The sequence below is a fragment of the Streptomyces sp. NPDC001889 genome (assembly GCF_053594535.1).
On the sequence record NZ_JBSFER010000012.1, the window covers coordinates 224,131 to 250,928 of the forward strand.

Here is a 26,798-nt window from a genome sequence, read left to right on the forward strand (position 1 = left end):
CGGGGGCAATGTCAGAGCTGACCCTGACGGTCATGCGGCTGGGTTTCCTGGCCGTTCTGTGGCTGTTCGTCATCGTGGCCGTTCAGGTCATCCGCAGCGATCTGTTCGGGACACGCGTCACGCAGCGCGGCTCACGCCGCAACGCCGACGCGCGTCCCCCGCAGGCGCGCCAACCCGCGGCGCCACCACCGCAGCGGCAGCAGTCCGGGAGCCGCCAGCGGCGCGGGGCGCCCACCAAGCTGGTGGTGTCCGAGGGCACCCTCACCGGCACCACGGTCGCGCTCCAGGGCCAGACCATCACCCTGGGCCGGGCGCACGACTCCACGATCGTGCTGGACGACGACTACGCGTCCAGCAGGCATGCCAGGATCTACCCGGACCGTGACGGCCAGTGGATCGTCGAGGATCTCGGGTCCACCAACGGCACCTATCTCGACCGGACCCGGCTCACCACACCGACACCGATTCCGCTGGGCGCGCCGATCCGCATCGGCAAGACCGTCATCGAGCTGCGGAAGTAGTACGACAATGAGCGAGCGGAGCGAGCGAGCCACAGCGGTCCCGGAAGCGGACCGGGACCGGCTCCCGACCGGAGGGTGGGCAGTGTGGCTCGACGAGACCGGCCGTACCCCGAGCCGACGGGCGAGGTGCGCATGAGTCTGTCTCTGCGCTTCGCCGCAGGCTCGCACAAGGGCATGATCCGGGAGGGCAACGAGGACTCCGGCTACGCCGGGCCCCGCCTGCTGGCCATCGCCGACGGCATGGGCGGCCAGGCGGCGGGCGAGGTCGCCTCCTCGGAGGTCATCTCGACCCTCGTGCAGCTCGACGACGATGTGCCGGGCTCGGACATCCTCACCTCGCTCGGCACCGCCGTGCAGCGGGCCAACGACCAGCTCCGGCTGATGGTCGAGGAAGATCCCCAGCTGGAGGGCATGGGCACCACGCTCACCGCCCTGCTCTGGACCGGACAGCGCCTCGGCCTGGTCCACGTCGGCGACTCCCGCGCCTATCTGCTGCGGGACGGCGTCCTGACCCAGATCACCCAGGACCACACCTGGGTGCAGCGGCTGGTCGACGAGGGCCGGATCACCGAGGAGGAGGCCACCACGCATCCGCAGCGCTCGCTGCTGATGCGCGCGCTGGGCAGCGGCGACCACGTCGAGCCCGATCTCTCCATCCGCGAGGTCCGCGCCGGGGACCGCTATCTGATCTGCTCCGACGGGCTCTCCGGGGTGGTCTCCCACCAGACGATGGAGGAGACCCTCGCGAGCTACCAGGGCCCGCAGGAGACCATCCAGGACCTGATCCAGCTCGCCCTGCGCGGCGGCGGCCCGGACAACATCACCTGCATCGTCGCCGATGTGCTGGACCCCGACGCCAACGACACCCTGGCCGGGCAGCTCAGCGACACCCCTGTCGTCGTGGGCGCGGTCGCCGAGAACCAGCTCCAGCTGAACGACGGCGGCGCCATGCAGACCCCGGCCGGCCGCGCGGCCGGTCTCGGCCGTCCCGTACCGCCCCAGGGCGGCGGCTTCGGCCCGTCCGGCGGCGGCGACGGCTACGACGGACCGCCGTCCGAGAACAGCTTCGACGCCTACGGCGACGACGACCTGGTCAAGCCCCGCGCCGGACGCGTCTGGCTGAAGAGATCCCTCATCGCCGTCCTCGCCCTCGCGGTCGTCGGCGGCGGTCTGTACGGCGGCTACCGCTGGACGCAGACCCAGTACTACGTCGGCACCAAGGGCGGGAACGTCGCGCTCTACCAGGGCATCAGCCAGGACCTGGCGTGGATCTCGCTCTCGAAGGTCGAGAGGGACCACCCGGAGATCGAGCTGAGGTATCTGCCGCCCTACCAGCGCAAGCAGGTGGAGGCCACGATCACCCAGAAGAGCCTCGGCAAGGCGCGCACCAAGATCGGCGAACTCGCCGCGCAGGCCTCCGCGTGCAAGAAGGAGGAGCAGCGCCGCGACGCCGCCGACCGGGCGAGCGCGCCACCGCCCGGCGAGGGCGAGGCGGGCGGCACCACCGGGGTGCCCACCGCCCGGAACGACGACAAGAAGAAACCGACCGCTGCCTCTCCCTCTCCTACTCCGGGCCCCACCCTCTCGGAGGACGAGCAGAAGCTGGCCTCGAACTGCGGTAAGCAGTAATCAGCCGTAGGGGGCCTTCTCCACCATGAGCGTTGTCACCAACACCACCACGATCGGCGCGATCGAAGCACCGAGCCGCCGCAACACCGAGCTGATGATGCTCGCGTTCGCGGTCGCCGTCCCGGTCTTCGCGTACATCAATGTGGGGCTCGCCCTCGACGGCAAGCTGCCCACCGGAGTCCTCGGGTACGGACTGGGGCTCGGCCTGCTCGCCGCCGTGGCACACCTGGTGGTGCGGAAGTTCGCCAAGTACGCCGACCCGCTGCTGCTGCCGCTCGCGGTGCTGCTCAACGGCCTCGGGCTGGTGCTGATCTGGCGGCTGGACCAGTCGCAGCGGCTGATCGAGCGGGCCCAGCGCCAGTGGGGGTCCTTCTCGCCCGACGCGCCCAAGCAGATGCTGTACTCGGCGATCGGCATCGCGCTCTTCGTGGCCGTGCTGCTGCTCCTCAAGGACCACCGCATCCTCCAGCGCTACACCTACATCTCGATGGCGGTGGCGCTGGTCCTACTGATCCTCCCGATGTTCTTCCCCGCCCGCAACGGCGCGAAGATCTGGATCAGCCTGGGCCCGGTCAACCTCCAGCCCGGCGAGTTCGCCAAGATCATCATCGCGATCTTCTTCTCCGGCTACCTCATGGTGAAGCGGGACGCCCTCGCGCTCGCCAGCCGCCGGGTGATGGGTCTGTACCTGCCGCGCGGGCGCGACCTCGGACCGATTCTGGTGGTCTGGGCGATGTCGATCCTCATCCTGGTGTTCGAGACCGACCTCGGCACCTCGCTGCTCTTCTTCGGCCTCTTCGTGATCATGCTGTACGTCGCGACCGAGCGCACCAGCTGGATCGTCTTCGGTCTGCTGATGTCGGCGGCCGGCGCGGTCGGCGTCGCCACCTTCGAGCCGCACGTCCAGCAGCGCGTGGAGTTCTGGCTCAACCCCTTCGGTGACGAGACCTGGGCGCAGAGCGACCAGATCGGCAAGGCGCTGATGTCCTTCGGCGCCGGCGGCACCCTGGGCACCGGCCTCGGCCAGGGCAACTCCGACCTGATCGGCTTCGCCGCCAACTCCGACTTCATCCTCTCCACGGTCGGCGAGGAGCTGGGGCTCGCCGGAATGATGGCCTTCCTCATGGTCTACGGCCTCATCGTGGAGCGGGGCGTGCGCACCGCGCTCGCCGCCCGCGACCCCTTCGGCAAGCTGCTCGCCGTCGGTCTCTCCGGCGCCTTCGCGATCCAGGTCTTCGTGGTCGCCGGCGGTGTGATGGGTCTGATCCCGCTGACCGGTATGACGATGCCGTTCGTCGCGGCGGGCGGTTCATCGGTGATCGCCAACTGGGCGCTGATCGCCATTCTGATCCGTATCAGCGATACCGCCCGCAGGCCCGCACCCGCGCCCGCTCCGTCCCCCGACGCCGAGATGACCCAGGTGGTCCGACCGTGAACAAGCCCCTGCGCCGGATCGCGATCTTCTGTGGAGTGCTGATCCTCGCCCTGCTGGTGCGCACCAACTGGCTCCAGTACGTCGAGGCGGACGAGCTGAACGAGAACCCGAAGAACCGCCGTATCCAGATCGACCGGTACGCCAGCGAGCGCGGCAACATCATCGTGGACGGCAAGCGGATCACCGGCTCCGTGAAGACCGACGACTCCGACTTCGTCTACAAGCGGACCTACGCCGACGGGCCCATGTGGGCCCCGGTCACCGGCTACGCCTCGCAGGCGTTCGACGCCAACCAGCTGGAGAAGCTGGAGGACGGCATCCTCTCCGGCAACTCCGATCAGCTCTTCTTCGACCGCACCATGGCGATGTTCACGGGTGACAAGAAGAAGGGCGGCAATGTCGTCACCACGCTGAACGGCGCCGCCCAGAAGGCCGCCTGGAAGGGGCTCGGCAAGAAGAAGGGCGCCGTCGCGGCCATCGAGCCGAAGACCGGGAAGATCCTCGCGCTGGCCTCCACACCGTCCTACGACCCCGGTTCCTTCGCCGGCTACGCGGACTCCGACGCCAAGGCGTGGAACGCGCTGGGCAAGGACAAGGACAAGCCCATGCTCAACCGGGCGCTGCGCGAGATCTACCCGCCCGGGTCGACCTTCAAGGTGCTCACCGCCGCCGCCGCCCTGGAGCACGGCGCGGTGGAGGACGTCAACGCGCCGACGGACACCCCCGAGCCGTACATCCTGCCGAACACCCGCACCCCGATGAAGAACCTCGTCTCCGGGTGCGAGAACGTCAGCCTGAAGAAGGCGCTGGAGATCTCCTGCAACTCGGTCTTCGCCAAGCTCGCCGACGATGTCGGCCGGGACAAGATGCTGGAGACGGCGGAGAAGTTCGGCTTCAACGACCCCGAGCTGCTGACGCCGGTGCGGGCCGCCGAGTCGGTCTACGACAAGGACATGGAGCGCTCCGAGAACTCCCTCTCCGCCATCGGCCAGTTCAACACCGCGACCACGCCGCTCCAGATGGCCATGGTCACCGCCGCCATCGCCAATGACGGCAAGCTGATGAAGCCGTACATGGTCGACCAGCTGGAGTCACCCGATCTCGACGTGATCGAGAAGACCGACCCGGAGGAGATGAGCCGTCCCGTCTCCCAGGAGACCGCGCAGCTCGTCCAGCAGATGATGGAGAACGTCGTCACCAGCGGCAGCGGCAGGAACGCCCAAATCGGCGGGGGTGTGAAGGTCGGCGGCAAGACCGGTACCGCCCAGCACGGCGCGAACAACAGCAAGCGCCCCTACGCCTGGTTCATCTCGTACGCCAAGACCGACGAGGGCTCCCCGGTCGCCGTCGCCGTGATCGTCGAGGACTCGGGCGCCACCGCCCGGGACGACATCACCGGCGGCGGGCTCGCCGCCCCGGTCGCCAAGGATGTGATGAAGGCCGTTCTCGACAGCAGGGAGTGACCCCGGTCACCTCTGTCCGTCATCACCGCAGATCGGGATACCGGTCGGGTATCAGGTGACGGTCACGGACCGAACGGGCGGGAGGTGCCCGGTAGCGTAGTCGCGAACAGCACACCGCCGGACCTCGCGTCGGTGCGGTGGGGACCGACGGAGAGGGCTGGAACAGCTATGGAAGAGCCGCGTCGCCTCGGCGGGCGGTATGAACTGGGCTCGGTGCTCGGCCGCGGTGGCATGGCGGAGGTCTACCTCGCCCACGACACCCGGCTCGGCCGCACCGTCGCCGTGAAGACGCTGCGGGCCGATCTCGCCCGCGACCCGTCCTTCCAGGCCCGGTTCCGCCGTGAGGCCCAGTCGGCCGCCTCGCTCAACCATCCGGCGATCGTCGCGGTGTACGACACCGGCGAGGACTACGTCGACCAGGTCTCCATCCCGTACATCGTGATGGAGTACGTCGACGGCTCCACGCTCAGAGAGCTGCTGCACTCCGGCCGGAAGCTCCTCCCGGAGCGCACGCTGGAGATGACCACCGGCATCCTCCAGGCGCTGGAGTACTCGCACCGCAACAACATCGTCCACCGTGACATCAAGCCGGCGAACGTCATGCTGACGCGCACCGGCCAGGTCAAGGTGATGGACTTCGGCATCGCCCGTGCGATGGGTGACGCCGGGATGACGATGACGCAGACCTCCGCCGTCATCGGCACCGCCCAGTACCTCTCCCCGGAACAGGCCAAGGGCGAGCAGGTCGACGCGCGCTCCGATCTGTACTCCACCGGATGTCTGCTCTACGAACTGCTCACGGTGCGCCCGCCGTTCATCGGCGACTCGCCGGTGGCGGTGGCGTATCAGCATGTCCGCGAGGAGCCGCAGCCGCCGTCGAACTTCGACGCCGAGATCACCCCCGAGATGGACGCCATCGTCCTCAAGGCGCTGGTCAAGGACCCCGACTACCGCTATCAGTCCGCGGACGAGATGCGGGCCGACATCGAGGCGTGCCTCGACGGCCAGCCGGTCGCGGCGACGGCGGCGATGGGTGCGGTCGGCTACGGCTATCCGCAGGAGGAGCAGGCCACCACGGCGCTGCGGCACTCCGACCACGCCGCCGCCCAGACCTCGATGCTGCCGCCCATGAACCCGGACGATGGGGGCTTCGGCGCCTATGACGACGGCCGGGGCCGGCGCCGTCAGCGCAAGTCCAGCACGTCCACGGTGCTGCTGGTGGTCGCGGGCATCCTGGTGCTGATCGGAGCGGTGCTGATCGGCCGCGCCGTCTTCGGCCCGGACGCCGGCAAGGGCGATGTGGATGTGCCCGTGCTGGTGGGCAAGACGGTGGAGGAGGCCCAGGCGGACGCCACCAACGCGGGCGTCGAACTCCAGGAGTCCGGCAGGGAGCGCTGCGACCAGCCCAAGGGCAGGATCTGCGAGCAGTCGCCGGCCGACGGCACCATCGCGGAGGGGGAGACCATCACGTATGTGCTCTCCGAGGGCGCACCCAAGGTCGAGGTGCCCGACGTGGTGGAGAAGTCCAAGGACAGCGCGCAGGACGCGCTGCGGCGCAAGGGCTTCAAGGTCGACGTCAAGGAGGTCGAGACCTCCCAGGCCGACGCCGGAACCGTCTTCAAGCAGGACCCGGCGCAGAACAGCATGGTCGAGAAGGGCACGACGGTCACCATCACGGTGGCGACCCAGCAGCTCCAGACCGTGCCCAAGGTGGTCGGCAACCAGCTCGCGCAGGCGCAGTCGCAGCTCCAGTTCCTGGACTTCCAGGTGAACACGGAGTACGTCGACTCCGAGGAGCCCAAGGACAAGGTCATCGGCCAGACCCCCGAGGGGGACAGCAAGGCGGCCAAGAACACCACGGTGACGCTGAAGGTCTCCAAGGGACCGGCGCAGACCATCCAGGTGCCGAGCCTCCAGGGCAAGACGCTCGGCGAGGCGAAGGCCCTGCTGACGGGGGCCGGTCTCCAGATCGGTGAGATCAAGGGCTCGGACAAGGACACCGCCCAGGTGATCGCGCAGGACCCGGTGGCCGGTTCCCAGGCCGCGGCGAACCAGCAGGTGGGGGTCACCACCCTCGACATCGGCGGGGACAACGGGGGCGCGGCCGAGGGCAACAACGGCGGCGAGAACGGCGGCGACAACTCCGGCGGTGACAGCGACGGGGGCGACGGCGACGGTGACGGCGGGTTCATCGGCGGCATAGGCATGCGGCGGTAGGACCCCGGCCCCGGCCGGCACGCGGAGGAGCCCCGGCACCCTGGGAAGGGTGCCGGGGCTCTGTGCTGTGGGGAGACGGTGCTCAGCCGCGCAGTTCGGCGGGCTTGGTGCGGTCCGCGTCGACCTTGACCTCCCGCACCAGTTCGCCCCAGACGATGTAGCGGTAGTCGGAGGTCAGGACGGGGGTGCAGGTGGTCAGGGTGATGTACCGGCCCGCCGTGGTCCTCCCCGACTCCTTCGGGACCGGCTTGAGCACATCCACGTTGTACTTGGAGGTCTTCGGCAGCGACTTGTAGACCTTGTAGACGTACCAGGTGTCCCGGGTCTCGAAGACGATCGGGTCGCCGTCCTTGATCTTGTGGATGTTGTGGAACTTGGCGCCGTGGCCGTCCCGGTGCGCGGCGAGGGTGAAGTTGCCCTTGCGGTCCCAGGGGAGCGCCGACTTCACCGGTTCGGTGTAGTAGCCGGCGATGCCGTCGTTCAGCTCCTTGGTGTCGGTGCCCTTCTTCACCAGCACCTCGCCGTTCTTCATGGCGGGTACGTGGAGGAAGCCGATGCCGTCCTTGGTGTTGAGCACCCCCGGGCCGTTGCCGCTGCCGACCCGGTCGGCCCAGTTCTCGCGCATCCGGTCGCTCTGCCGCGAGGACTCGCGGTCCGCGAGGACATTGGTCCACCAGAGCGAGTAGACGACGAAGAGGCCGAGGATCACGCCGGCGGTGATCAGCAGTTCACCGAGGACACTGATGACGCCGGCGACCCGGCTCCGCGCACGTGACACTGCTTCTCTTCCCGTCTGGATTCAGCAATGGCCGGTATCAGCCTACGAGCGCGTCCGGTTTGCCCTTGCCGCGTGGCCGTTCCTCGACCATCTTGCCCCACACGATCATCCGGTAGGTACTCGTGAATTCCGGCGTACAGGTGGTGAGGGTGATGTACCGGCCGGGCCGTTCGAATCCGGAGCCCGGCGGCACCGGCCCGATCACCTTGACGTTGGACGGCGGGGTCTGGGGCAGGATGCTCGCCATCTCGTAGGTGTAGTACGTGTCCTGGGTCTCGACCACGATCGGGTCGCCCGGCTGGAGACGGTTGATGTAGCGGAAGGGCTCGCCGTGGGTGTTGCGGTGGCCCGCGACGGCGAAGTTGCCCGTCGGGTCCGAGGGCATCGCGGTCTTGAGCCTGCCCTCGCTGTAGTGGCCCACCATCCCCCGGTCGAGCACCTTCTCCTTGTCGATGCTCGCGGCGACGGGGACGACGACATCGAGTTTGGGGATGTACATGATGGCGAATCCCTCGCCCGGGGCGAAGGTGCCCGGTTTGCGGCCGTCGGCCCAGGCCTCCTGGATCTTGTTCCGCTCCTTGTCGACCTCCTGGCCCGCGCGGATGTTGGTCCACCAGAGCTGATAGGTGACGAAGAGCAGCATCAGCACGCCGAAGGTGATGAACAGCTCGCCCATGGCCCGGCTGGCGATCACGGCCGGGCTGTCCTTGGCGGCCTTGGCGGCGCGGCGGGCCTCGACGCGGGTGAGCGGTCGCCCGGGGCCGCCGGGCGGCGGCACGGGCGCGGGGGGCCGCTTTCCGGCCGCCGGGGCGGGGCGCTTGCGGCCACGGCCCTTGGCGGCCCGCCGCCGCTCGGCCCGGCCGGGCCCCGAGGGCACGAGGGGCATCGGGGCGGTCGGCGCCGAGTCGTACGGGGGTGGGACGTACGGGACGCCCCCGGGGGCGCCGGGGCCGGGACCCGGGGCACCGTACCCGCCGGGGCCCGGGCCGGGGCCGGCGGTGCGGTATCCGGTGGTGCCGTGTCCCCCGTCGCCGTATCCGGCGGGTGGGCGGGAATCCTCCCCCGGACGCCCGGTGGTCACACCAGGGCCTTGGCCACAGCCTTGCCCACCACCGGCGCGAGCCCCACGGACCGTCCGACCGCTCCGGCGTCGCCGCACTGCTCCAGCCAGTTGGCGAGCATCAGATGTCCGTACTCGGTGAGGACCGACTCGGGGTGGAACTGCACGCCCTCCACCGCCCGCTCACGGTGGCGGAGCCCCATGATGATGCCGTCCTCCGTCGCCGCGGTGATCTCCAGCTCGGGCGGGAGGTCGGCGGGCTCGGCGGCCAGCGAGTGGTAGCGGGTCGCGGTGAACGGCGACGGCAGCCCGGCGAAGACGCCCTTGCCCTGGTGGAGCACCGGGGAGGTCTTGCCGTGCAGCAGTTCGGGGGCGCGGTCGACCACCCCGCCGTACGCCACCGCCATCGACTGCATCCCGAGGCAGACCCCGAAGACCGGGACCCCGGTGTCCGCGCAGTGGCGGACCATGTCGATACAGACACCGGCCTGCTCGGGGGCGCCGGGGCCGGGGGAGAGCAGTACGCCGTCGAAGCCGTCCTGGGCGTGGGCGAGGGCGACCTCGTCGTTCCGTACGACCTCGCACTCCGCGCCGAGCTGGTACAGGTACTGGACCAGGTTGAAGACGAAGCTGTCGTAGTTGTCGACGACCAGAATGCGTGCGCTCATCGGGCGGCTCCCTCGTCCCCGCCGGTGCCGGGACCGGCGCCGGCGCCGTCACCCGTTCCGTCGACCGTGACATCGTTGAACGGGAGGAGTGGCTCCGCCCAGGGGAAGACGTACTGGAACAGCGCGTAGACGACCGCGAGGACCAGCACGAGCGAGAGGAGTGCGCGCACCCACGCGTTGCCCGGCAGATGCCGCCAGATCCAGCCGTACATTGCCGTCCCTTTCCGTTCGTTACCGCTCCAGACTAAGGGGCGGCGGGGCCGCGCGGGTCAGCTGTGGAAAGCCGGGGGCCGGCCGTCCGTCACAGGCCGGGTGGAGTCGAGCCGGGCCCAGGCGATCAGCCGGTGGCTGCTGCCCCACTCCGGCTCGCAGGTCGTCAGGGTCAGATACCGGCCAGGTCGGCTGAATCCCGACCTCTCCGGTACGGGATTGATCACTCCGATATCGGTCGGGACCGTTTTCAAGGGCTTCCTGGCGATCCGGTAGGTGAACCAGGTCGTGCCGTCGGTGAGGACGACCGGGTCCCCGGGGCGGAGCCGGGGGAAGTCCTTGAAGGGGTCGCCGTAGGTGCGGCGGTGGCCGGCGACGGCGAAGTTCCCGGTTCCGCCGAGCGGGGCGGTGCCGGCGTAGTGGCCGAGACCCCTCTTGAGGGTGGCGGTGCGGGTGCCCTCCAGGACCGGCCAGTCCCAGTCGCGGCCGAAGCGGGGGATGTACATCACGGCGAAGGACCGGCCGTCGCGGTACGCGGGCCCGGGGCCGGGCGCGCCCGTGGGCGCCGGCTCCCGGGCGGTCTCCGGGGGCTTCGGGGCGGGGGCGGGCTTCCGGGGGGCGGAGGGCGCCGGGGCCGGCTCCGGGGCGGCGGTCGTCCCCGGTGCCGGGGAGTCCGGGGCGGGGCCGGGGGGCGGCACGGCGGCCGGGGCCTCCACCCGACCCCGGGACCACCGCTCCTGGAGCCGGTCCAGCTCCCCGTCCGAGGCGTCCGCCGCCTTGATACCCGTCCAGAACATGACATAGGCCACAAAGAGCACGATGAGCGTGCCGACGGTGACACACAGCTCACTGAGGACTCTCACGACCAGCCGTAACGACACCGAACGGCACCCCCAGCCCCACCGGCTCCGGCTACTCCACGGGCTTCGCGTAGTGGAGATCCACTGTGCCCGAGTAGCCGGGAAGAGTCACCGCCCCGCGCTCGTCGACTTTCCAGCCGAGGCCGTACGCCTTCACATAGAGCTGGTAGTTCTGGAGCGCCGGCGAGGTGTCGAGGGCCTTCTCCAGCCGGTCCTGGTCACCCACTGCGGTGATCTTGTAGGGGGGCGAGTAGACGCGCCCCTGGAGGATCAGGGTGTTGCCCACACAGCGCACGGCGCTGGTGGAGATCAGCCGCTGGTCCATCACCTGGATGCCCCGGGCGCCGCCCTTCCACAGGGCGTTGACGACAGCCTGGAGGTCCTGCTGGTGAATCACCAGGTCATTGGCTTGCGGCTCGGGGTAGCCGGGGGCCGCCTGGGCGTTCGGCGGGGCGTCGTCGAGGGTGACGGTCAGCGCCTCGCCGCTCACCTTCCGGGTCCCGGCGGCCTTCTCCAGGGCGCCGAACCGCTCGTCCTCGGCCCTGGTGGAGCCGTCGTCCCGGTGGGCGAGGGTGTCCACCTCGCCGCGGAGCGCGGCCGTGGACTCGTCGAGGTGACCGTTTCTGGCGCTGCGCTGCTGGATGAGGTCGGAGAGCTTCAGCAGGGAGTCGTCCGTACGGAGATTGGTGCCCTTGGCGGTGTTGAAACTGGTCACGAAAATCAGCCCGGCGAGGGCGAAGACGGCTGCGGTCAGCAGCCGGCCGGTTCTCCTTCTGAGGATTCCAACCGGCCCTGGCCTGGAGTTGGTGGAATTACTCAACGTACCCTTATCTCCTCAGGCGCCGCGGAAGCACTACGCTAACGGACGCCCGGGGGAGGCAGTGATCCCCGTCGCTCCTGACCCCGGCCGCCAGCCACAGTTCCCTGCGCGGTCACGCAGCGCATCGACAGGAGAGTCCCTCGTGCCGAAGTCACGTATCCGCAAGAAGGCCGATTTCACGCCGCCGCCCGCCAACCGGACGGCGACCGCCATCAAGCTGACCAACCGCAGCTGGGTCGCCCCGGTCATGCTCGCGCTGTTCCTGATCGGGCTGGCCTGGATCGTCCTTTTCTATGTGACCGAGAGCAGCTTGCCGCTGGAGTCCATCGGCGACTGGAACATCGTCGTCGGGTTCGGCTTCATCGCCGCGGGCTTCGGCGTCTCCACCCAGTGGAAGTAGCCGTGGCGCGCGGAGCCGGCCGGCTCCTCTGTGTCAAGCTCTGACCCAAGTTATCCACAGCGTTGTCCACAGTGGGGAAAAGGTCAGACGATCTGTGGATAACCTTCAGGATGTTGACGCCGGTGTGACTGCGTCGGCCATCTCGGTGACAGGCTCGCGCCCCTTGTCCCCGCTGGGGAAACCCGGTTCGGGGACAAGGGGCACACCTGTTCAGTACGGGATGCGCAGGATTCGCCACACGCTGTGGACAACCGGTGCCCAAGCGGTGGACAAGCCGTGCCAGGCCCGGGGAAAAGTCCCTGTTCAGCCGCTGTGGATCAGGTCAGGGCGACGGTTCTGGCGACGACCGTCACCACGATCGCCAGCAGCGCCACGGCGAGGACCCCGCCCTGTATCAGGGTGCGGCGGGCCCTCGGGGCGTACACCAGTCCGAGGGTGACGAGGGCGCCGACCACCAGACCGCCGATGTGCCCCTCCCAGGAGATATTGGGCCGGGTGAAGGTGAGCAGCAGGCTGATCGCGAGGATCACGGCGACCGGGCGCATGTCCAGATTCGACCGGCGGGCCAGCACCGCGAAGGCGCCCATCAGGCCGAAGACGGCACCCGACGCGCCCAGCGAGGGCTGGTTCTGCGCGGAGAGCAGATAGGCGAGCGCGCTGCCGCCGAGGCCGGAGAGCAGATAGACCGCGAGATAGCGGCTGCGCCCGAGCGCGGGCTCCACCATCTTGCCGAGGAACCAGACCCCGAGCATGTTGAAGAGGATGTGCGGCAGCTCCTCGTGCAGGAACACCGCGGTGAGCAGGCGGTACCACTGGCCGTCGGCCACACCGACGACCTGGCCCAGCTCCGGGCTGAAGGCCAGCCCGACCAGGCTGGTCTCGGCGACCAGCCGCTCGCCGAGCGCGAGCACCAGGGCGTAGACCGCGACATTGATCGCGATGAGCACCTTGGTGACCAGGAAGGGATCGGCGGCGATGGTGCCGCCGGCGATGGTGCGGGGCCGCTGGGTGGTGGCGGAGCCCTGTCTCACGCAGTCGGGGCACTGGAAGCCGACGGAGGCGCTGACCATGCACTGCGGGCAGATCGGGCGCTCGCAGCGGACACAGCTGATGCCCGTCCCCGTCTCCGGGTGGCGGTAGCAGCCGGGCAGGCCGGACGCGCCCCTCGGCCCGTGCGGCTCCTGCGGACTGCCTGGCGCCTGGTCCATGAGTTCCCTCAACCCTCCTGAATCAACACACCGCCCCGTCCATCCAGACGGATGGACGGGGCGGTTTTGTTCCCCGGCGGCCGGGAATCGGCCGGGATCACGCTGGGATCAGCCCTCGCGGCTCTCGATCACCACGGACTCGATCACCACGTCCTGCACCGGACGGTCGGTGCGCGGGTTGGTCGGCGTGGCGGCGATCTGGTCGATGACCGCGACGCTGGCCTTGTCGGTGACCTCGCCGAAGATGGTGTGCTTACCGGTCAGCCAGGTGGTCGGCGACACGGTGAGGAAGAACTGGGAGCCATTGGTGCCCGGCCCGGCGTTGGCCATGGCCAGCAGGTACGGCTTGTTGAAGGAGAGCTCCGGGTGGAACTCGTCCGCGAACTTGTACCCCGGGCCGCCGGTGCCGTTGCCCAGCGGGTCCCCGCCCTGGATCATGAAACCGCTGATCACCCGGTGGAAGACCGTTCCGTCGTACAGCTTCTCCTTGGAGGGCTGTCCGGTCTGCGGGTTGGTCCACTCACGCTCGCCCGTGGCCAGCTCGACGAAGTTCTTGACCGTCTTGGGCGCGTGGTTCGGCAGCAGCCGGATCTGGATGTCGCCCTGGTTGGTCTTGAGGGTGGCGTAAAGCTGCTCGGCCACGGTCCTGCCTTCCGTAAAGATTTCCACGTCGTTTTCTGAACGCTCCGATCCTCGCACGGAAGAGCCGGGCACACGGAAAGACCTCCGCGGGCATGGCCGCGAAGGCGCACAAAGGAAGGAATGATGCCATCGTCGCCTGTGGTGTCCGGATATGACCCGGATGCCCGTCCCGCATGCCGGAGCAGCGGTCAACAGGCATGATGTGCCAGCAGACGGAAAGGCGATATGTACCGCACTGGGGCTCGCCCCAGATCAGGAGAACGCCACCGAGGAGGATGATTCCCGTGACCCGCATGGACAGCGTGCGTGCCGCGACCGATTCGGCGAAGGAGAGCGTGCTGCACGCCGCGGAAGTGGTGGCGCCTTACGCCGGCTCGGCCCGTGGCCAGGCCGCGCATTACGCACATGAGGCGCGCGTCCGTATCGCGCCGAAGGTCTCCCAAGCCGCCAGGCAGGCCCGTACCCAGGCCCGCGTCCAGTACGGCGCCCATGTGGCGCCGCATGTACCGCCGCAAGTGGACGAGGCCGCTCACCGGGCGGCGTATCAGGCCCGGAAGGCCGCTCGTCAGGCGGCGGACTACACCAAACCCCGCGTGGAGCACGCGGTGGCCGCCGCTCAGCCCGTACGGGAGGAGGCCGCGGCCCGATCGGTCGCCGCGCTGGCCGCACTGCGCGGTCAGGTGACGGCGAAGGACATTCAGAAGCTGGTGCGCAGGCACGAGCGGCGTTCGAGGGCCGCGCGTCTGGGCAAGGGGCTCGCGCTCGTCGGAGTGGTGGCCGGCGGGGTCTTCGCCGCGTGGAAGTGGTGGGACAAGCAGGCCAACCCCGACTGGCTGGTGGAACCGGCCGCGGCGACCGAGGTGTCGGACCGTGACCGGCTGTCGTCGGTGGACGGCAGTCCGGACGCGCTCTCCCCCGAGGTCCGGGCGAAGCAGGACGAGGCCGAGGCGGAGGCGGAGGACGGCCGGGACGAGCGCCGCTGACCCTCGTACGGCGGGTGGCCGTCGCGGCGCGGGCTGACCTCGTGCGGCGGGTGACCCTCGTACGGCGGGTGACCGTCCCGGCGGGGGCGGGCCTCGTACCGAGGGTGACCCCTGTACGGCGGGTGGCTGTCGCGGCGCGGGCGTTGGCGGCGGTGAGGCCGGCCGGGCTCGCGCGGAGTGCCGTGCGGAGTGCCGTGCGGAGTGCCGTACGGGGTGCCGGGAGGGCTGGTTCTCTCCCGGCGCCTCACGCGGCGGCCGTCAGCGCCGAGCGGTCGGCGGCCGCTTCCGCGTCCTCCGCGTCCCGGGAGCCGATCGACACCGCACCGGAGTCGAGCGCCAGCGGGTCGAGCGCGGGCAGCTTGCGGACGGACGGCGAGGCGTTGTGGGCCTCGGCCCTGATCCGCTGCTTGATGGTGGGCGGCAGCGATCTGGCCGGGGCTCCCGGACTCCACCGTGTGCTCTGCGCGGGCACCTGGGCCCGTGCCGCCCGGTGCGCGGGTGCCTGGGCCCTCGGGGCCCGGCTCCCGGGCGAGGCGGCCCGCCCGGCGCGGCGGCGCTTTCCGCGGACGCGCTGGTCCGGTAGGGCCGCGCGGGCCCGTCGGGCTCCCCCCTCACCCGTACGGCCCTCCCCGGCCGCGGCGATCTCCCGGCCCGGCTGCTCCGGCCGCTCCGGCTCCGGCACCGGCGCCGCGGAGTGCCGGGCGGCGGTGGCGCTGCCCGTCAGCCCCAGGGAGGTGAACAGGGCGACAAGAGCGGTGATGAAGGCGGTCCACAGATTTCTTACCGTGATGACTCTGACGGCGGCCATGACCCCTCGCTTTCTGATGATCTGTTGTGCGGTGATCCTGTTGGCGCGATCTACATACCTTTCTCATGATGTGTACGCATCCCGAGTTGCGAAGGACCGACGCAGCCGCTAGGTAGTTCTTCTGATCAACACCACCCGTATGGCTCCCTCCGGCGTGCGGAACCGCCTCCGGTGTGATGCCACCGGGGGTCGCAGAAGGTACGAATCAAGACAGATCCCGGCCCCCCGGCGGGGCATCTCGGCCGAACCCACCGGTCCCCCTCAACCCACCCGCCCCTCCTCGCGCTCTTCCCCGTCAGCATCCGCATGGCAGGAGAGTGGAACGAGGAGGGGAAAACCTTGGGCATCCAGGGTTGGAAGAGCGCCGCACTGGCCACCGGGGTGGCCGGGGTGCTCATCGGTACGGTGGGCCCACCCGCGACCGCGGCACCCCCCGCGCCGCCCGCGGCCGGGCCCGATCTGCGGGCGGACGTCAACCGCGACGGCGGCGTCGATGTCACGGGGGACTCCGATACACCGGGTGAGAACACCTGGACCCGGCAGCGGGGCGCGGTGCTCCTGCCCAATGTCGACGACGACAGCAAGCGCTGCCCGGTCCGCACCGGCGCGGGCAAGCCGCTGAGCGACGAGCAGCTGGCCCGCTGCCACGACGCGGCGGACACCGTGCTCAACGGGTCGGCCGACGCCGCGGATCTGGCCCGGCTGAGGACGGTGCCGCTTCCCGGGGCCTCCGCCGGGGCGACGGGGAGCGTCACCGTCGTGGGCAAGGGGAAGGCACGGCTCTTCCTCAAGCGCGCGGGTGTCTGGAAGCACCTCCCGCCCACCGGCCGGCTCACCGCGGCCGAGCTGCGCTCGGGGGTGGAGTTGGGCATCGAGGCCACCGATGTGGTGCGGGACGCCGCGAAGTGGGACGGCGAGGTCCTCGTCCGGTTCCGGGTCACCGACGGGACCGCCACCGCCAAGGACGACGTACGGCTGAAGACGGCCCCCGTCCTCACCCACCACCACCGGCAGAGGGCCCAGGAGGTGCTGGTGACCGAGATGGGCCCGCTGCCGGAGAACCCGGAGTTCCGGGCCGAGCAGCTCAAGTTCGTCAAGGACCTGGAGCGGGAGGCGAAGGCCGCCGGCATCACCAAGCCGGTGCGGAAGTTCACCGGCTACGGCGACCCGTGGGCGCAGGACTTCGTGGAGCCCGGCTATGTGAGCATGACCGGCCCCGGCGGCCGGACCCACGCCATCCGGGTGCTGATCCGCTCGGCCCAGGAGCGGGAGGCGGGGCGCGAGCTGTTCGAGAAGCTGCGCGGCAGGGACGTGGGGGTGGTGCAGGTCGGCAAGGGCGCGGCGAACGAGGAGGGCACCCTCAACTCCATGGGCAACCTGGAGACGATCCCGCCCTACGCCTACGGCGGCAAGGAGTACCCGGCGGGCCGGATCATCATGGGCCACCGCCCCGACTTCGGCTCCAAGCCGGCCAAGTCGATGCGGACCTTCCTCTCCTCGCAGGGCATGCAGTCACCCCTGCTGCTGGACACGGCCTGGCTGGGTGTGGGCCATGTGGACGAGTTCGTGCAGTTCCTGCCCGCGAAGACGGCGCGGGGCTGGCGGATCGGGATCGCGGACCCGGCGGCGGGCATCGCCCTGCTGGAGAAGGCGCGGGCGGAGGGCCACGGCGGGAAGAAGATGTTCTCCGTGCCGGGGAAGTTCGGGGTGCCCGCGCCGAAGGAGACCATCGGCGGGATGCTGGCCCACAAGAAGTTCCGGGCCGACAACAAGCTGGCCACCGAGCGCATCGAGGCCAATCTGCGGCTGCTGAAGGCCGAGACCGGGATCACCGACGCCGAGGTTGTACGGGTGCCCGCGCTGTACGCGCGCTGGGACCTCGGCCCGGGCGCCAAGGCCGGTGCCAAGCTCCAGCGGCTGGGCGGCGGCGACCTCTCCCAGCTCCACAAGGCGGGCGGGGGGAAGACGCCGGCTCCGGAGGGGAAGCCCGGCGGGAAGGCCGGCGGGAAGGCGGCGCTCACGCCCATGGAGCAGACCGGGGCGTACATACCCGGCGCGGTCAACGGTGTGGTGCTGAGCGACTCGCGCTACCTCGCGGCCAGGCAGTGGGGACCGGTCATCGGCGGCAAGGACATCTTCGGCACCGCGGTGAGCGCCGCCTACGCCCGGGCGGGGTTCACCACCGCGTACATCGACGACTGGTACACGTACCACGTGAACGGCGGTGAGGTGCACTGCGGCACCAATACGCTGCGCGACACCTCCCAGCCGTGGTGGAAGCGGGCGTAACCGCCGCCCGCACGGCAGAACGGCCGGCCCCCGCACGCGTCCGCGCGGGGGCCGGCCGCCGCCGTGGCGGGATCAGCGGCGGTCGTCGCCGTCCGGGCGCTCGCGCTTCCTGTCCACGACGGCGATGTCCAGCACGGCGGCGTTGCCGGTCACCGTCCCGGCCTTGATCCCGGGGAGAGCCTTGAGCTGGACGGTCCGCTCACCGGTGTAGGCGTAGCTCTTCCGGTCGAAGATCCACTCCGAGCGGCTCTGGTCCTCCTCGTCCACCCGGGCGATGGCGATGCCGTCGCGGCCGGCCGCGTCCTTCGCGTGGTCCACCACGACCACTCCCGGGATCTCGGCGGCGGCCCGGTACAGCGCCGCCGACAGCTTCGGCGGTGCGGCGTTCTCCCGCAGCAGATCGCCGATGGTGAGGAAGGCCTGCTGGTGGGGTCCGCTGCCCTGGCCCTTGGTGTCCTGGTAGATCTTCTTCAGCAGGAAGTCGGGGTCCGCCGGGAGGGACTTGAGATAGTTGTACGTCGGCGAGCCGACCCCCGGGTTGCTCCGGTCGTTGTCCAGGCTGATGTGCTTCCCCCGCTCGTACAGATGGCCCTTCCGGCCGTCGGGGGAGAACCAGGTCTCCCGGGAGTGCGGCTTCTCGACCTCGTACCAGGGCTTGCCGTTCGTCTCCCCGCCGCGCAGGTACGAGACGGTGCTCTTGAAGTAGAGGTACTGGTCGGCCCGGGGCTCCGGGAACTCCCGGCTCTCGGCGGCGGCGGAGATCCGGGAGACCGTGGCGGCCACCTTCTCCGTGCTGCCGGCGTCGAACTGGACGACGGTCCCCTTCGTGCTCCCGGCGGTGTCCTTCGAGCCGTCGTCACCGCCGCCCAGGGTGGCGGCCACCATCACGCCGGCCACGGCGAGCGCGGTGAGCGGGGCGCCTATGAACAGGGCGCGCCGCACGGGCCGCACCGGACTCCGGTCCGTTCCGGGGGTGGGCTGGATCTCGCGCATCAGTTGCTCCTCCAGGAGTCGTCGGCGGTCGCGCGGCAGATCCGGGTCACCGGGCGCGGGCAGCAGCCGGGCCAGCTCCGCGTGGTCGAGCGGCTCCTGCCTCCGCCGCCAGGGGGTGCGGTTCATCGGGTCTTCTCCTCATTCGACCGGGCCGCTTCCGAGCGGCCACCCTGTACTTGTCCGCGACCGGGTGCGGGTTCCACCCTTTCCTCCGGGTTTCTGTTCTTTTCCCATCCTTTACGGTCAGGTGGCCGGTCCAGCTCCTCGGCGGCGAGCTTCCGCAGCCGCGCCCGGGCCCGGAAGAGCCGGGAGCGGACGGTGCCGACGGGCACCCCGAGCGCCTCGGCGGCCTCCGCGTACCCCAGCCCGGCCCAGACGCAGAGGGTGAACACCTCCCGGTCGCCGCGGCGCAGCCGGCGCAGCGCGCGCTGGGCGGCGGCGAGCTGGGCCGCGTCGGAGAGCCGTCCCACCAGCTCGTCGGCGAAGTCGGGAACGGTGTCACGGACGGGCATCCGGGCGAGGGCGGCGTGGTGGCGGCGGGCGGCGCGGGAGGTGTTGCGCAGCACATTGACGGCGATGCCCATCAGCCAGGGCCGGGGGCTGTCCCCCTCGTCGCGCAGCTTGCCGCGCAGCCGCCACGCCTCCAGAAACGTCAGGGACACGACGTCCTCGGCGACGGCCCAGTCCCCGGTGGTGCGCACCGCGTGCCGGTGGACCAGGGCGGAGTGCGCCACGAACAGTTCCCTGAACGCCGCCGGATCGCCCTCGCGTAAACGGGCATGCATCGAGTAGTCCACATCAGTACTTGTCCGCTCGGGGCGAGCGGTTCCCCCTCGGAGCCGGGAGGCTCAGACGGCGGCACCGGCGGCGGCCCGGGGCTGGAGGCACTCCTCCAGGAAGCCGAGCGCCCGCAGATGGTAGGCGCGCGCGGCCCAGCCCAGACTGATGTTGTGCCCGGCGGCGGGCTGACGGTCCACCAGGACGCGCGGGGCGGCGAGGAGCCGGGACAGCTCGGCCAGGGTCTCGGCGTCATGCCGCCACCAGGCCTCGTGCTCGGCGAAGGTCAGCCGGACGGGAACCCGCACCCGCGCGGCCACGGCCGGGAAGCTCTCCTCCCAGCGCGCCGCCTCGGCCCCTTCCCGTACCGGCATGCCGGCGACGACGGAGCCGGCGAGCGAGAAGGTCTCCACCGGGTACAGACCCAGCGGGCCCCAGTTGAGCCGGATGGTGCCATGACCGGTGCCGGGGCGGACCTCGGGCGGCGGGGCGGCGTAGCGGTGGCCGCAGCCGGAGATGTCCAGCCCGATGAGGGCGTCGTGGAGGCCGTGCGCGGCGGCGGTCAGGGCGAGCTTGCCGCCGTAGGAGTGGGCGAGGACGAACAGGCCCGCGCCGGTGGCGTGGCGGGAGGTGAAGTCGTCCAGCGCCAGCCGGAGCGCGGCGCTCTGCTCGGCGAGGGTCTGGCCCTCGGGCAGCTTGGGAGCGGACGCGCCGTAGCCGGGGCGGTCCACGGCGAGGACGGTGTAGCCCAGCGCGGCGCCGAGGGCGAGCAGGGAGAGGGTGGGGTGGGCCTGGCCGTCGAAGTAGCCGGCGCTCATGCCGCCGCCGTGCAGGGCGACGACGGTGGCGCGCGGCGGGCCCGACGGCTCGGCGAGCAGCGCCGAGAGGGTCAGTCCTGCCGCGTCCAGCGAGACGCGGCGGACCCCCGGGGAATGCAGTGGACGGGACAGGACTCCTCCTCGGTGGAGCTCACCGTGTGCGGCCGCGTCCAGCGTACGGGGGCCGGGGGCGCGCTTCCCTGTGGTCGGCCACGGGTGTCCGCGCGCCCCCGCCGGAGGGGGCGATTACCGCTGGGGCCGCGCCTTGGGCAGGATGGGGGGCATGACCGAGATCCGCACCCCCCGCCTCCTGCTGCGCCGCTGGCACGACGACGACCTCGTGCCCATGTCGGAGATCAACGCGGACCCCGAGGTCATGGAGTGGATCGGGGACGGTTCGGTGCTGGACCTGGAGGGGACGGCCGACGCGATCGAGCGGTGGGAGGAGGAGTGGGACGAGGAGGGCTTCGGGCTCTTCGCCGTCGAACTCCTCGCCTCGGGCGAGCTGATCGGGTTCGCCGGTCTCTCCGTGCCGGAGTTCCTGCCGGAGGTGCTGCCGGCGGTGGAGATCGGGTGGCGGCTGGGCCGGTCGTTCTGGGGACAGGGGTACGCCTCCGAGGCGGCGCACGCCAGCCTGGAGTTCGCCTTGCAGGACCGGGGGCTCGATCGGGTGATCAGTATTGCGCGGCCGGGGAATGACGCTTCGGAGAATGTGATGCGGAAGCTGGGGATGGGGAGGGTGGGGGAGGCGACGCATCCCCGGTATGGGTTTCCGCTGGTGATCCATGCCATCGACCTGACCGAATTCCAGGGCTGACCCCCCCTGCCCGGGGCGGCGCCCCCGACCGCCCGGCACCCGAGAAGCCACCCATCCCGCCCCCTCCGGGGACCTGAGCCACCCCGGCCCTTCCGGAGACCGGAGCAAACCCAGCCCCTCCGGGGACCTGAGCCACCCCGGCCCTTCCGGAGACCGGAGCAAACCCAGCCTCTCCGGCGACCAAACCCAGCCCCTCCGGCGATTGAGGAGCGGGGGTTCGGGGGCTGGCCCCCGACCGTGGCCCGCAGCGTGCGGGGCTCCTGTGCACCAGGGTCCGTCCTCAAACGCCGGACAGGCTGAGAATGCCCGGGTCACCCGTGGTGCGGGGTCCGTCCTCAAACGCCGGACGGGCTGAGAATGCCCGGGCCACCCGTCGCACAGGGCCCGTCCCCAAACGCCGGACGGGCTGGGATACACAGGCCCGGGCCACCCTTGGTGCGGGGTCCGTCCCCAAACGCCGGACGGGCTGGGATACACAGGCCCGGGCCACCCGTGGTGCGGGGGCCGTCCTCAAACGCCGGACGGGCTGGGATACACAGGCCCGGGCCACCCGTGGTGCGGGGGCCGTCCTCAAACGCCGGACGGGCTGGGAATGCCCGGGTCACCCGTCAGGCGCGAGGTCCGTCCTCGGACTTCCCCAGAGCTGCCTCCGGGAGGCGCCCCCAGACGGGCCGGGGGTGCCGGGTCGGCCAAGGGCGGCAGGCCCGGGCAGGGGGCTCGGGGTGGGGGTTCGGAGGGGGAATCCGGTTTGCCCCATAACTCCCCCCCTCAGGTTCCCGCAATGCGCATTTCTGATTATCGCGCCCGGTTCAGCGATCTCCCACCCAGGGGAGCGTCCCCGATGCGCGGAATCAAAACCGAGCGCAAATGAGATCAGCCGCAGAATACACATCACGCCGGACCCGACCGGATTCCCTGACTTTCCTCCCGGACCTCAGCGACTCCAGCAGCACGGGCACCCGCGCGGGCAGAATTCTGAAAGGGTGGTGGTGGCCGGTGGCCGGCACAGCAGTGGTGACCGGGGCGAGCAGCGGAATAGGCGCGGCGACCGTACGCCGGCTCGTGAAGGACGGATTCGACGTCGTGGCGGTCGCCCGCCGCGCCGACCGGCTGCGCGAGGTCGCGGCCGAGACCGGCGCGCGCACCCACGTCGCCGACCTCACCGACGACGCGGCGGTCGGCCGCCTCGCCGCCTCGCTGGACTCCTGCGACCTCCTGGTCAACAACGCCGGCGGCGCCCTCGGCGCCGAGCGGGTGCCGGCCGCCTCCCCGGACGACTGGCAGCGGATGTTCTCCGTGAATGTGCTCGGCACCCTGCGCGTGACCCAGGCCCTGCTCCCGCTGCTGCGGGCCGGCCTGGGCGGCACCATCGTGACCGTCACCTCCACCGCCGCGCACGTCAACTACGAGGGCGGCGGCGGCTACAGCGCCGCCAAGCACGCGGAGCACGCCCTCTGCGAGACCCTCCGGCTGGAGCTGTGCGGGGAGCCCGTCCGGGTGATCGAGGTGGCCCCCGGGATGGTCCGGACCGAGGAGTTCGCCCTCAACCGGCTGCGCGGTGACGCCGAGGGCGCCGCGGCCGTCTACGAAGGGGTCGACCGCCCCCTCACCGCCGCCGATGTCGCCGAGTGCGTGGCACTCGCCGTCGGCCTGCCCCAGCACGTCAACATCGACCAGCTCGTGGTCCGCCCGCTGGCGCAGGCCGCGCAGCACAGGCTGCACCGGGGCCCGCTGTTCCGCGACTGACCCCGTCGAACAGCCGCCCCGCCGTCCGTTCTTTTCGAGTCCTTCGCATTCAGCTTCGAGGAGTACGCATCAGTGAAACTCCACCGTGACGAACTGACTCCACAGCTCCAGGAGTACGCAAAATTCAACGACCCGGCCGAGACCCGCTACCAGCCCTACCTCATGTACTACCACCGGACCGACTACCGGTCGGCCGTGATCAACACGGACCGGGCCGGCTTCCGGATATCCCGGGGCCCGAACGGGGAAATCGCCTCCCCCGCCGGACAGCTTCCCGCCGGTCCGGTCCGGATCTTCTCCGGCAGCTCATCCGTGCTCGGCATCGGCTCCACCAGCGACGCCACCACGATTCCCTCACTCCTCTGGCGCAAACACGCCCCCTCCGCCCCCTGGCTCAATTTCGGCGGGCGCTGCTACAACTCGACCCAGGAGCTGCTGCTCTTCACCCTCTACCGTCATCTGCTGCCCGAGATCGATGAAATCGTCATCTTCTCCGGGCTCAACGACCTGACCGTCGGCAGATTCCCCGAGTGGCAGCAGGGCGACCACGGCGCGTTCTTCTTCTGCGGTGAGTACTTCGACAAGATGGAGGAGATCAGGGAGGCCAACCGCAAACCGGCGAAACTGCTGGGCCGCCGGTCCGAGCGCCGCCGCACCTTCTCCACGCCGGACGAGGCGCGCCGGGACATCCCCCGGGTCATCGACGCCGCCGCCGATCTCACCCTGCGCCATCTCGACACCTGGCGGCGGCTGGCCGGGCCGCAGGTGCGGCTGACCTACGTGCTCCAGCCGATGTCCCTGTGGGTGCGGGACCGGCACGCGCCGCAGGAGCGGCTGCTCTTCGACGAGATCGACCGGATCTCCAAGCTCGGCACCTGGGACGAGCTGTACGGCGACATCTCCACCCCCGAGGTGGCCCGCGCCTTCGGCGAGCAGGTGAGCGCCGGCTGCGAGAAGCTCGGCGTGCGCTATTTCGACCTCAATCCGGTGGTGGCCGACGCGATCACCGAGAAGGACTGGCTGTATGTGAGCCGTCCGCACTTCACGGATTTCGGCTGCGATCTCGTCGCCCGGCTCACCGCCGAGACCCTCGGCCTCTCCTGACCGTCCCAGGAATTCCCTCTCCCCCGTGCTCCCTCATGAAAGCAGGCAGTCCACCATGTCCTTCCTGCGGAAAATCGTCGCGAAGATATTCCGGCGCAAGAAGCGCGCCAACCGGAAGAACGACGCATCCATCTACCCCATGTTCTGACCGTCCGAGGAGCAGGAGGGAGGAGAAGGATGCAAGGCCATGAGGCAGCAGCAACGGCGACGCTGCCCGCTCAGCACCCCCCGCACGGCCCGCACGGGCACCCGCCGGGCACCGAGGGCTCCGCCCGGTCGGTGTACTCCCACGCCGCCGACCCGGAGGCGTCCGTTCCCGAGGGCCGGTTCGTCGAGGAGGTCCGGGCCGAGCTGCGCCGCCACGGCCGCCTCCCCCCGGCGGACGACGGCCCGCCGGGCTCCGAGGACGCCGCGGTTCCGCACGGCCCGGACAGCCGCGGCGGCAGCACGCTCGACGACCTCGTCCGGGAGGCGGCCGGCTGGTCCGCCGCCGAGGGCGCCCGGTTCCGGGCGATCCCCGGGGCCGGCTCCGACGGCCGGGCCGCCGTCCCCGAGGGCCACCGCGAGGTGCTCGTCCGCCGCGCCGTCCTCGGCTGCGCCCCGCTCTCCCTCCTCTCCGGCGCCTGGCTCCAGTGGCTGAGCGCCCCCGGCAACGCGGACGACCCGGTGGTGCTGCGCGTCCTCGCCCTGTACGCCTCCGATGTGGGCGCCGGTCACCCGATGGCCTCCCGGGGCAGCGCCTATCTGGAACTGCTGCGGCGGCTGCGGCTCGCGGAGAACGCCGTACCGGCGGCCCGGCTCGCCGGCGACCCCAGGATCACGGACGCCGCCTTCCGCCTCCCGGCGCTGCTGCTGGCGATGAGCCGGCGCCCGGACGACTTCCGCGCCGAACTCCTCGGGGCCGATCTCTGTCTGCGCGCGGTGGGGCTGCCGCCCGCGCTGACGATGGTCCGGGAGGTGCTCCCCACGGAGACCGACTGGAACGCCGTCGACCCGGCCGGACGGCGCGGCCCGGGGGAACCGGACCCGGCCGCGCACTGCCGTACCGCCGTGGACGAGCTGGTGGCGCGGGAGGGCCCGGGCGCGGCCGAGGCGGTGCGCCGGGGCTTCGGCTGGACCCTGGACGCGCTGCGCACCTGGTCCGGGGCGCTCCACACGGAGCTGGTGGCGGCCGGGGACCCGGCGTTCGACATGGCCGAGCTGCTGCGGCTGCGCTCGCGCGAGGGCGCCGTCTACCACCACCAGTTCCTGCTGGAGGGCCGGCCGCTGGCCGCCTGGCTGAGCCAGTGCCGTACCGATCCGGGCCCGCTCCTCGATGTGCTGGCCCGGAGCAGGCTGGTCAAACCGGGACGCTCGGGGGCGAGTTCGCTGGTACGCGGGCTGGTGGGTGAGCGGGGTCCGATGTTCCGGGTCTTCTCGCCTGAGGATCTGACCGTCATCCGGCGGTGGATCGACTCCCTGCCCCCCAGCGCTCCGGGCACCACCAGCACCACCGGCGCGAAAGGCACCACGGAGACCGCCGGGCCGCCGGTGCGGAGCACCCCGCCCCCGGCCCCCGCCGCCCTGGCGGGGGTGGCCGCCGCGCTGCGCTCCGCACCGGCCTCCGGCGGCCGGGCGCCCTCCGGCGTCCGTGAGGCGTACCACCTGCTGATGCGCCGCACCGACACCCCGGAGCTGCGGTCCTGGGCGGTGGAGTACGTCAGCGGCTGGCTGGCCCGGTCCCGGCACGGGATGGACCGGCGCACCATGCCGCTGCCGGAGCGGTGGACCCGTGAGGGGCTGCGCCCCTGGCTCCAGACCCAGCACGACCGCCACGGCGCCGAGTTCCAGGAGAACGCGGAGATCCCGCTGCCCTCCCGCGAGGCCGTCGTCGACGACACCGTCCAGACCGCGCCGCTGACCCTGATCGACGGGAGCTGGCTCCAGGGGTTCACCGACTACGAGCAGGCGTCCTCCGAGATCGGCCACTCGCTCTTCGAGACGTACTGGGACGAACTCGGCAATGGCGAGCCACGGCTGAACCACCCGCTGATCTACCGCGATGTGCTGCGCGAGATGGGGATCGAGCCGCCGCCGACCGCGTCGGCCGAGTTCGCGCGGTGGCCGGGGTTCCGGGACGAGTCCTTCGAGCTGCCGGTGTACTGGCTGTGCGTCGGCCGGTTCCCGCGGACCTTCCTGCCGGAGGTGCTCGGTCTGAATCTGGCCATGGAGCTGTCGGGGGTCGGCGGTACGTACCGCAGGGCGCGGCTCGCCCTGAAGGCGTACGGCTTCAGCACCCGCTTCGTGGACATCCACAACACCATCGACAACGTGGCCACCGGGCACTCCGCCTGGGCCGCCGACGCGGTGGACACCCTGCTGGCCGCGCTCCCCGAGACCCCCGGCCCCGGCGGCCGGGCGGAGACCTGGGAGCGGGTGCGGGTGGGGTACCGCTCGCTGAACCCGCCGCGCGGGGTCGGCGCGCGCATGGCCGCCCGGCGCGTACGCCTCACCGGCAGACGCCGGTGAGGCTCCGCATCCGCGCGGGGAGGCGGCCCGCCGTCCGCGCCCGG

At 71.0% G+C, this 26,798-nt stretch carries 25 protein-coding genes; 13 read left to right on the plus strand and 12 right to left on the minus strand.

All coding sequences use genetic code 11. The annotated features are described in order from the left end of the window. Nucleotides 1-8: 8 nt before the first annotated feature. The 5 genes from ACWCRA_RS16150 (at nucleotide 9) to pknB (ending at nucleotide 7,265) form a co-directional block, all read left to right on the plus strand. On the plus strand, nucleotides 9-521 hold the full coding sequence (locus ACWCRA_RS16150) for an FHA domain-containing protein FhaB/FipA (protein WP_351550445.1): 513 nt from the start codon (nucleotides 9-11) through the stop codon (nucleotides 519-521). A gap of 132 nt (nucleotides 522-653) precedes the next feature. Continuing rightward, nucleotides 654-2,150 (plus strand): PP2C family protein-serine/threonine phosphatase, encoded by a 1,497-nt coding sequence (locus ACWCRA_RS16155; protein ID WP_351550448.1) that lies wholly within the window; start codon nucleotides 654-656, stop codon nucleotides 2,148-2,150. Nucleotides 2,151-2,175: 25 nt separating this feature from the next. Next, nucleotides 2,176-3,585 carry an FtsW/RodA/SpoVE family cell cycle protein gene (locus ACWCRA_RS16160; RefSeq protein ID WP_451067878.1) on the plus strand — a complete coding sequence of 470 codons (1,410 nt, stop codon included), beginning with the start codon at nucleotides 2,176-2,178 and terminating at the stop codon, nucleotides 3,583-3,585. After that, on the plus strand, nucleotides 3,582-5,048 hold the full coding sequence (locus ACWCRA_RS16165; RefSeq protein ID WP_351550453.1) for a peptidoglycan D,D-transpeptidase FtsI family protein: 1,467 nt from the start codon (nucleotides 3,582-3,584) through the stop codon (nucleotides 5,046-5,048). The genes ACWCRA_RS16160 and ACWCRA_RS16165 overlap by 4 nt, the downstream gene beginning before the upstream one ends. Before the next feature lie 168 nt (nucleotides 5,049-5,216). Further along, on the plus strand, nucleotides 5,217-7,265 hold the full coding sequence (gene pknB / locus ACWCRA_RS16170; RefSeq protein WP_351550456.1) for a Stk1 family PASTA domain-containing Ser/Thr kinase: 2,049 nt from the start codon (nucleotides 5,217-5,219) through the stop codon (nucleotides 7,263-7,265). A gap of 82 nt (nucleotides 7,266-7,347) precedes the next feature. Here the strand turns inward: pknB and ACWCRA_RS16175 are convergent, their stop codons facing one another. From ACWCRA_RS16175 to ACWCRA_RS16200, 6 genes are read right to left on the minus strand one after another with little or no spacing between them, the layout of a single operon-like run. Next, the gene (locus tag ACWCRA_RS16175) at nucleotides 7,348-8,043 is read right to left on the minus strand and encodes a class E sortase (protein ID WP_351550459.1); all 696 of its coding nucleotides are present in this window, start codon (nucleotides 8,041-8,043) and stop codon (nucleotides 7,348-7,350) included. Nucleotides 8,044-8,080: 37 nt separating this feature from the next. After that, nucleotides 8,081-9,124, minus strand: a complete 1,044-nt coding sequence (locus tag ACWCRA_RS16180) for a class E sortase (RefSeq protein ID WP_451067879.1) — start codon at nucleotides 9,122-9,124, stop codon at nucleotides 8,081-8,083. Further along, nucleotides 9,121-9,771, minus strand: coding sequence for an aminodeoxychorismate/anthranilate synthase component II (locus tag ACWCRA_RS16185; protein WP_351550462.1), 651 nt, complete (start codon nucleotides 9,769-9,771; stop codon nucleotides 9,121-9,123). The genes ACWCRA_RS16180 and ACWCRA_RS16185 overlap by 4 nt, the downstream gene beginning before the upstream one ends. Beyond that, entirely contained in the window at nucleotides 9,768-9,983 is a 216-nt protein-coding gene (locus ACWCRA_RS16190; RefSeq protein ID WP_351550464.1) for a hypothetical protein, read from the minus strand. Before ACWCRA_RS16190 ends, ACWCRA_RS16185 begins: the two co-directional genes overlap by 4 nt. 57 nt (nucleotides 9,984-10,040) lie before the next feature. Beyond that, nucleotides 10,041-10,862, minus strand: a complete 822-nt coding sequence (locus ACWCRA_RS16195) for a class E sortase (protein WP_451067880.1) — start codon at nucleotides 10,860-10,862, stop codon at nucleotides 10,041-10,043. Nucleotides 10,863-10,893: 31 nt separating this feature from the next. Next, a complete protein-coding gene (locus ACWCRA_RS16200; RefSeq protein ID WP_351550470.1) occupies nucleotides 10,894-11,661 on the minus strand; it encodes a DUF881 domain-containing protein in 768 nt (255 codons plus the stop codon). 142 nt (nucleotides 11,662-11,803) lie between these two features. On the opposite strand from ACWCRA_RS16200, the gene crgA reads away from it, so the two are divergent. Next, complete coding sequence (gene crgA, locus ACWCRA_RS16205) at nucleotides 11,804-12,061, plus strand: cell division protein CrgA (RefSeq protein ID WP_351550473.1); 258 nt, start codon at nucleotides 11,804-11,806, stop codon at nucleotides 12,059-12,061. A 317-nt stretch (nucleotides 12,062-12,378) separates the two neighbouring features. Here crgA and ACWCRA_RS16210 read toward each other — a convergent pair whose 3' ends face one another. Both ACWCRA_RS16210 and ACWCRA_RS16215 read right to left on the minus strand, forming a co-directional pair. Next, nucleotides 12,379-13,269, minus strand: a complete 891-nt coding sequence (locus tag ACWCRA_RS16210) for a rhomboid family intramembrane serine protease (RefSeq protein WP_351550476.1) — start codon at nucleotides 13,267-13,269, stop codon at nucleotides 12,379-12,381. A 108-nt stretch (nucleotides 13,270-13,377) separates the two neighbouring features. Then, nucleotides 13,378-13,911, minus strand: coding sequence for a peptidylprolyl isomerase (locus tag ACWCRA_RS16215; protein ID WP_351550479.1), 534 nt, complete (start codon nucleotides 13,909-13,911; stop codon nucleotides 13,378-13,380). A 284-nt stretch (nucleotides 13,912-14,195) separates the two neighbouring features. On the opposite strand from ACWCRA_RS16215, the gene ACWCRA_RS16220 reads away from it, so the two are divergent. Further along, complete coding sequence (locus tag ACWCRA_RS16220; protein WP_351550482.1) at nucleotides 14,196-14,894, plus strand: DUF5324 family protein; 699 nt, start codon at nucleotides 14,196-14,198, stop codon at nucleotides 14,892-14,894. Nucleotides 14,895-15,138: 244 nt separating this feature from the next. On the opposite strand, the gene ACWCRA_RS16225 is transcribed toward ACWCRA_RS16220, so the two are convergent. Next, nucleotides 15,139-15,702 carry a DUF6344 domain-containing protein gene (locus ACWCRA_RS16225; protein ID WP_351550485.1) on the minus strand — a complete coding sequence of 188 codons (564 nt, stop codon included), beginning with the start codon at nucleotides 15,700-15,702 and terminating at the stop codon, nucleotides 15,139-15,141. 339 nt (nucleotides 15,703-16,041) lie between these two features. On the opposite strand from ACWCRA_RS16225, the gene ACWCRA_RS16230 reads away from it, so the two are divergent. Beyond that, nucleotides 16,042-17,991: a protein-arginine deiminase family protein gene (locus ACWCRA_RS16230; RefSeq protein ID WP_451067881.1), complete on the plus strand. Its 1,950-nt coding sequence runs from the start codon at nucleotides 16,042-16,044 to the stop codon at nucleotides 17,989-17,991. 72 nt (nucleotides 17,992-18,063) lie between these two features. On the opposite strand, the gene ACWCRA_RS16235 is transcribed toward ACWCRA_RS16230, so the two are convergent. From ACWCRA_RS16235 to ACWCRA_RS16245, 3 genes are all read right to left on the minus strand, one after another. Continuing rightward, on the minus strand, nucleotides 18,064-19,110 hold the full coding sequence (locus tag ACWCRA_RS16235) for a CU044_5270 family protein (protein ID WP_351550488.1): 1,047 nt from the start codon (nucleotides 19,108-19,110) through the stop codon (nucleotides 18,064-18,066). Continuing rightward, the gene (locus tag ACWCRA_RS16240; protein ID WP_351550491.1) at nucleotides 19,107-19,769 is read right to left on the minus strand and encodes an RNA polymerase sigma factor; all 663 of its coding nucleotides are present in this window, start codon (nucleotides 19,767-19,769) and stop codon (nucleotides 19,107-19,109) included. The genes ACWCRA_RS16235 and ACWCRA_RS16240 overlap by 4 nt, the downstream gene beginning before the upstream one ends. Nucleotides 19,770-19,832: 63 nt before the next feature. After that, nucleotides 19,833-20,711 (minus strand): alpha/beta hydrolase, encoded by an 879-nt coding sequence (locus tag ACWCRA_RS16245; RefSeq protein ID WP_351550539.1) that lies wholly within the window; start codon nucleotides 20,709-20,711, stop codon nucleotides 19,833-19,835. 151 nt (nucleotides 20,712-20,862) lie between these two features. Here ACWCRA_RS16245 and ACWCRA_RS16250 point away from each other — a divergent pair, with 151 nt between their 5' ends. The 5 genes from ACWCRA_RS16250 to ACWCRA_RS16270 all read left to right on the plus strand — a co-directional run bounded on the left by ACWCRA_RS16250 (nucleotide 20,863) and on the right by ACWCRA_RS16270 (nucleotide 26,754). Beyond that, a complete protein-coding gene (locus ACWCRA_RS16250; protein WP_351550494.1) occupies nucleotides 20,863-21,396 on the plus strand; it encodes a GNAT family N-acetyltransferase in 534 nt (177 codons plus the stop codon). 996 nt (nucleotides 21,397-22,392) lie between these two features. Continuing rightward, on the plus strand, nucleotides 22,393-23,142 hold the full coding sequence (locus ACWCRA_RS16255; protein ID WP_351550497.1) for an SDR family oxidoreductase: 750 nt from the start codon (nucleotides 22,393-22,395) through the stop codon (nucleotides 23,140-23,142). Between the two features lie 72 nt (nucleotides 23,143-23,214). After that, entirely contained in the window at nucleotides 23,215-24,246 is a 1,032-nt protein-coding gene (locus tag ACWCRA_RS16260) for an SGNH/GDSL hydrolase family protein (RefSeq protein WP_351550500.1), read from the plus strand. Nucleotides 24,247-24,271: 25 nt separating this feature from the next. Continuing rightward, nucleotides 24,272-24,394 (plus strand): hypothetical protein, encoded by a 123-nt coding sequence (locus ACWCRA_RS16265; RefSeq protein WP_351550503.1) that lies wholly within the window; start codon nucleotides 24,272-24,274, stop codon nucleotides 24,392-24,394. Between the two features lie 29 nt (nucleotides 24,395-24,423). After that, nucleotides 24,424-26,754 carry an iron-containing redox enzyme family protein gene (locus ACWCRA_RS16270; protein ID WP_451067882.1) on the plus strand — a complete coding sequence of 777 codons (2,331 nt, stop codon included), beginning with the start codon at nucleotides 24,424-24,426 and terminating at the stop codon, nucleotides 26,752-26,754. The last annotated feature ends 44 nt before the right edge of the window (nucleotides 26,755-26,798 follow it).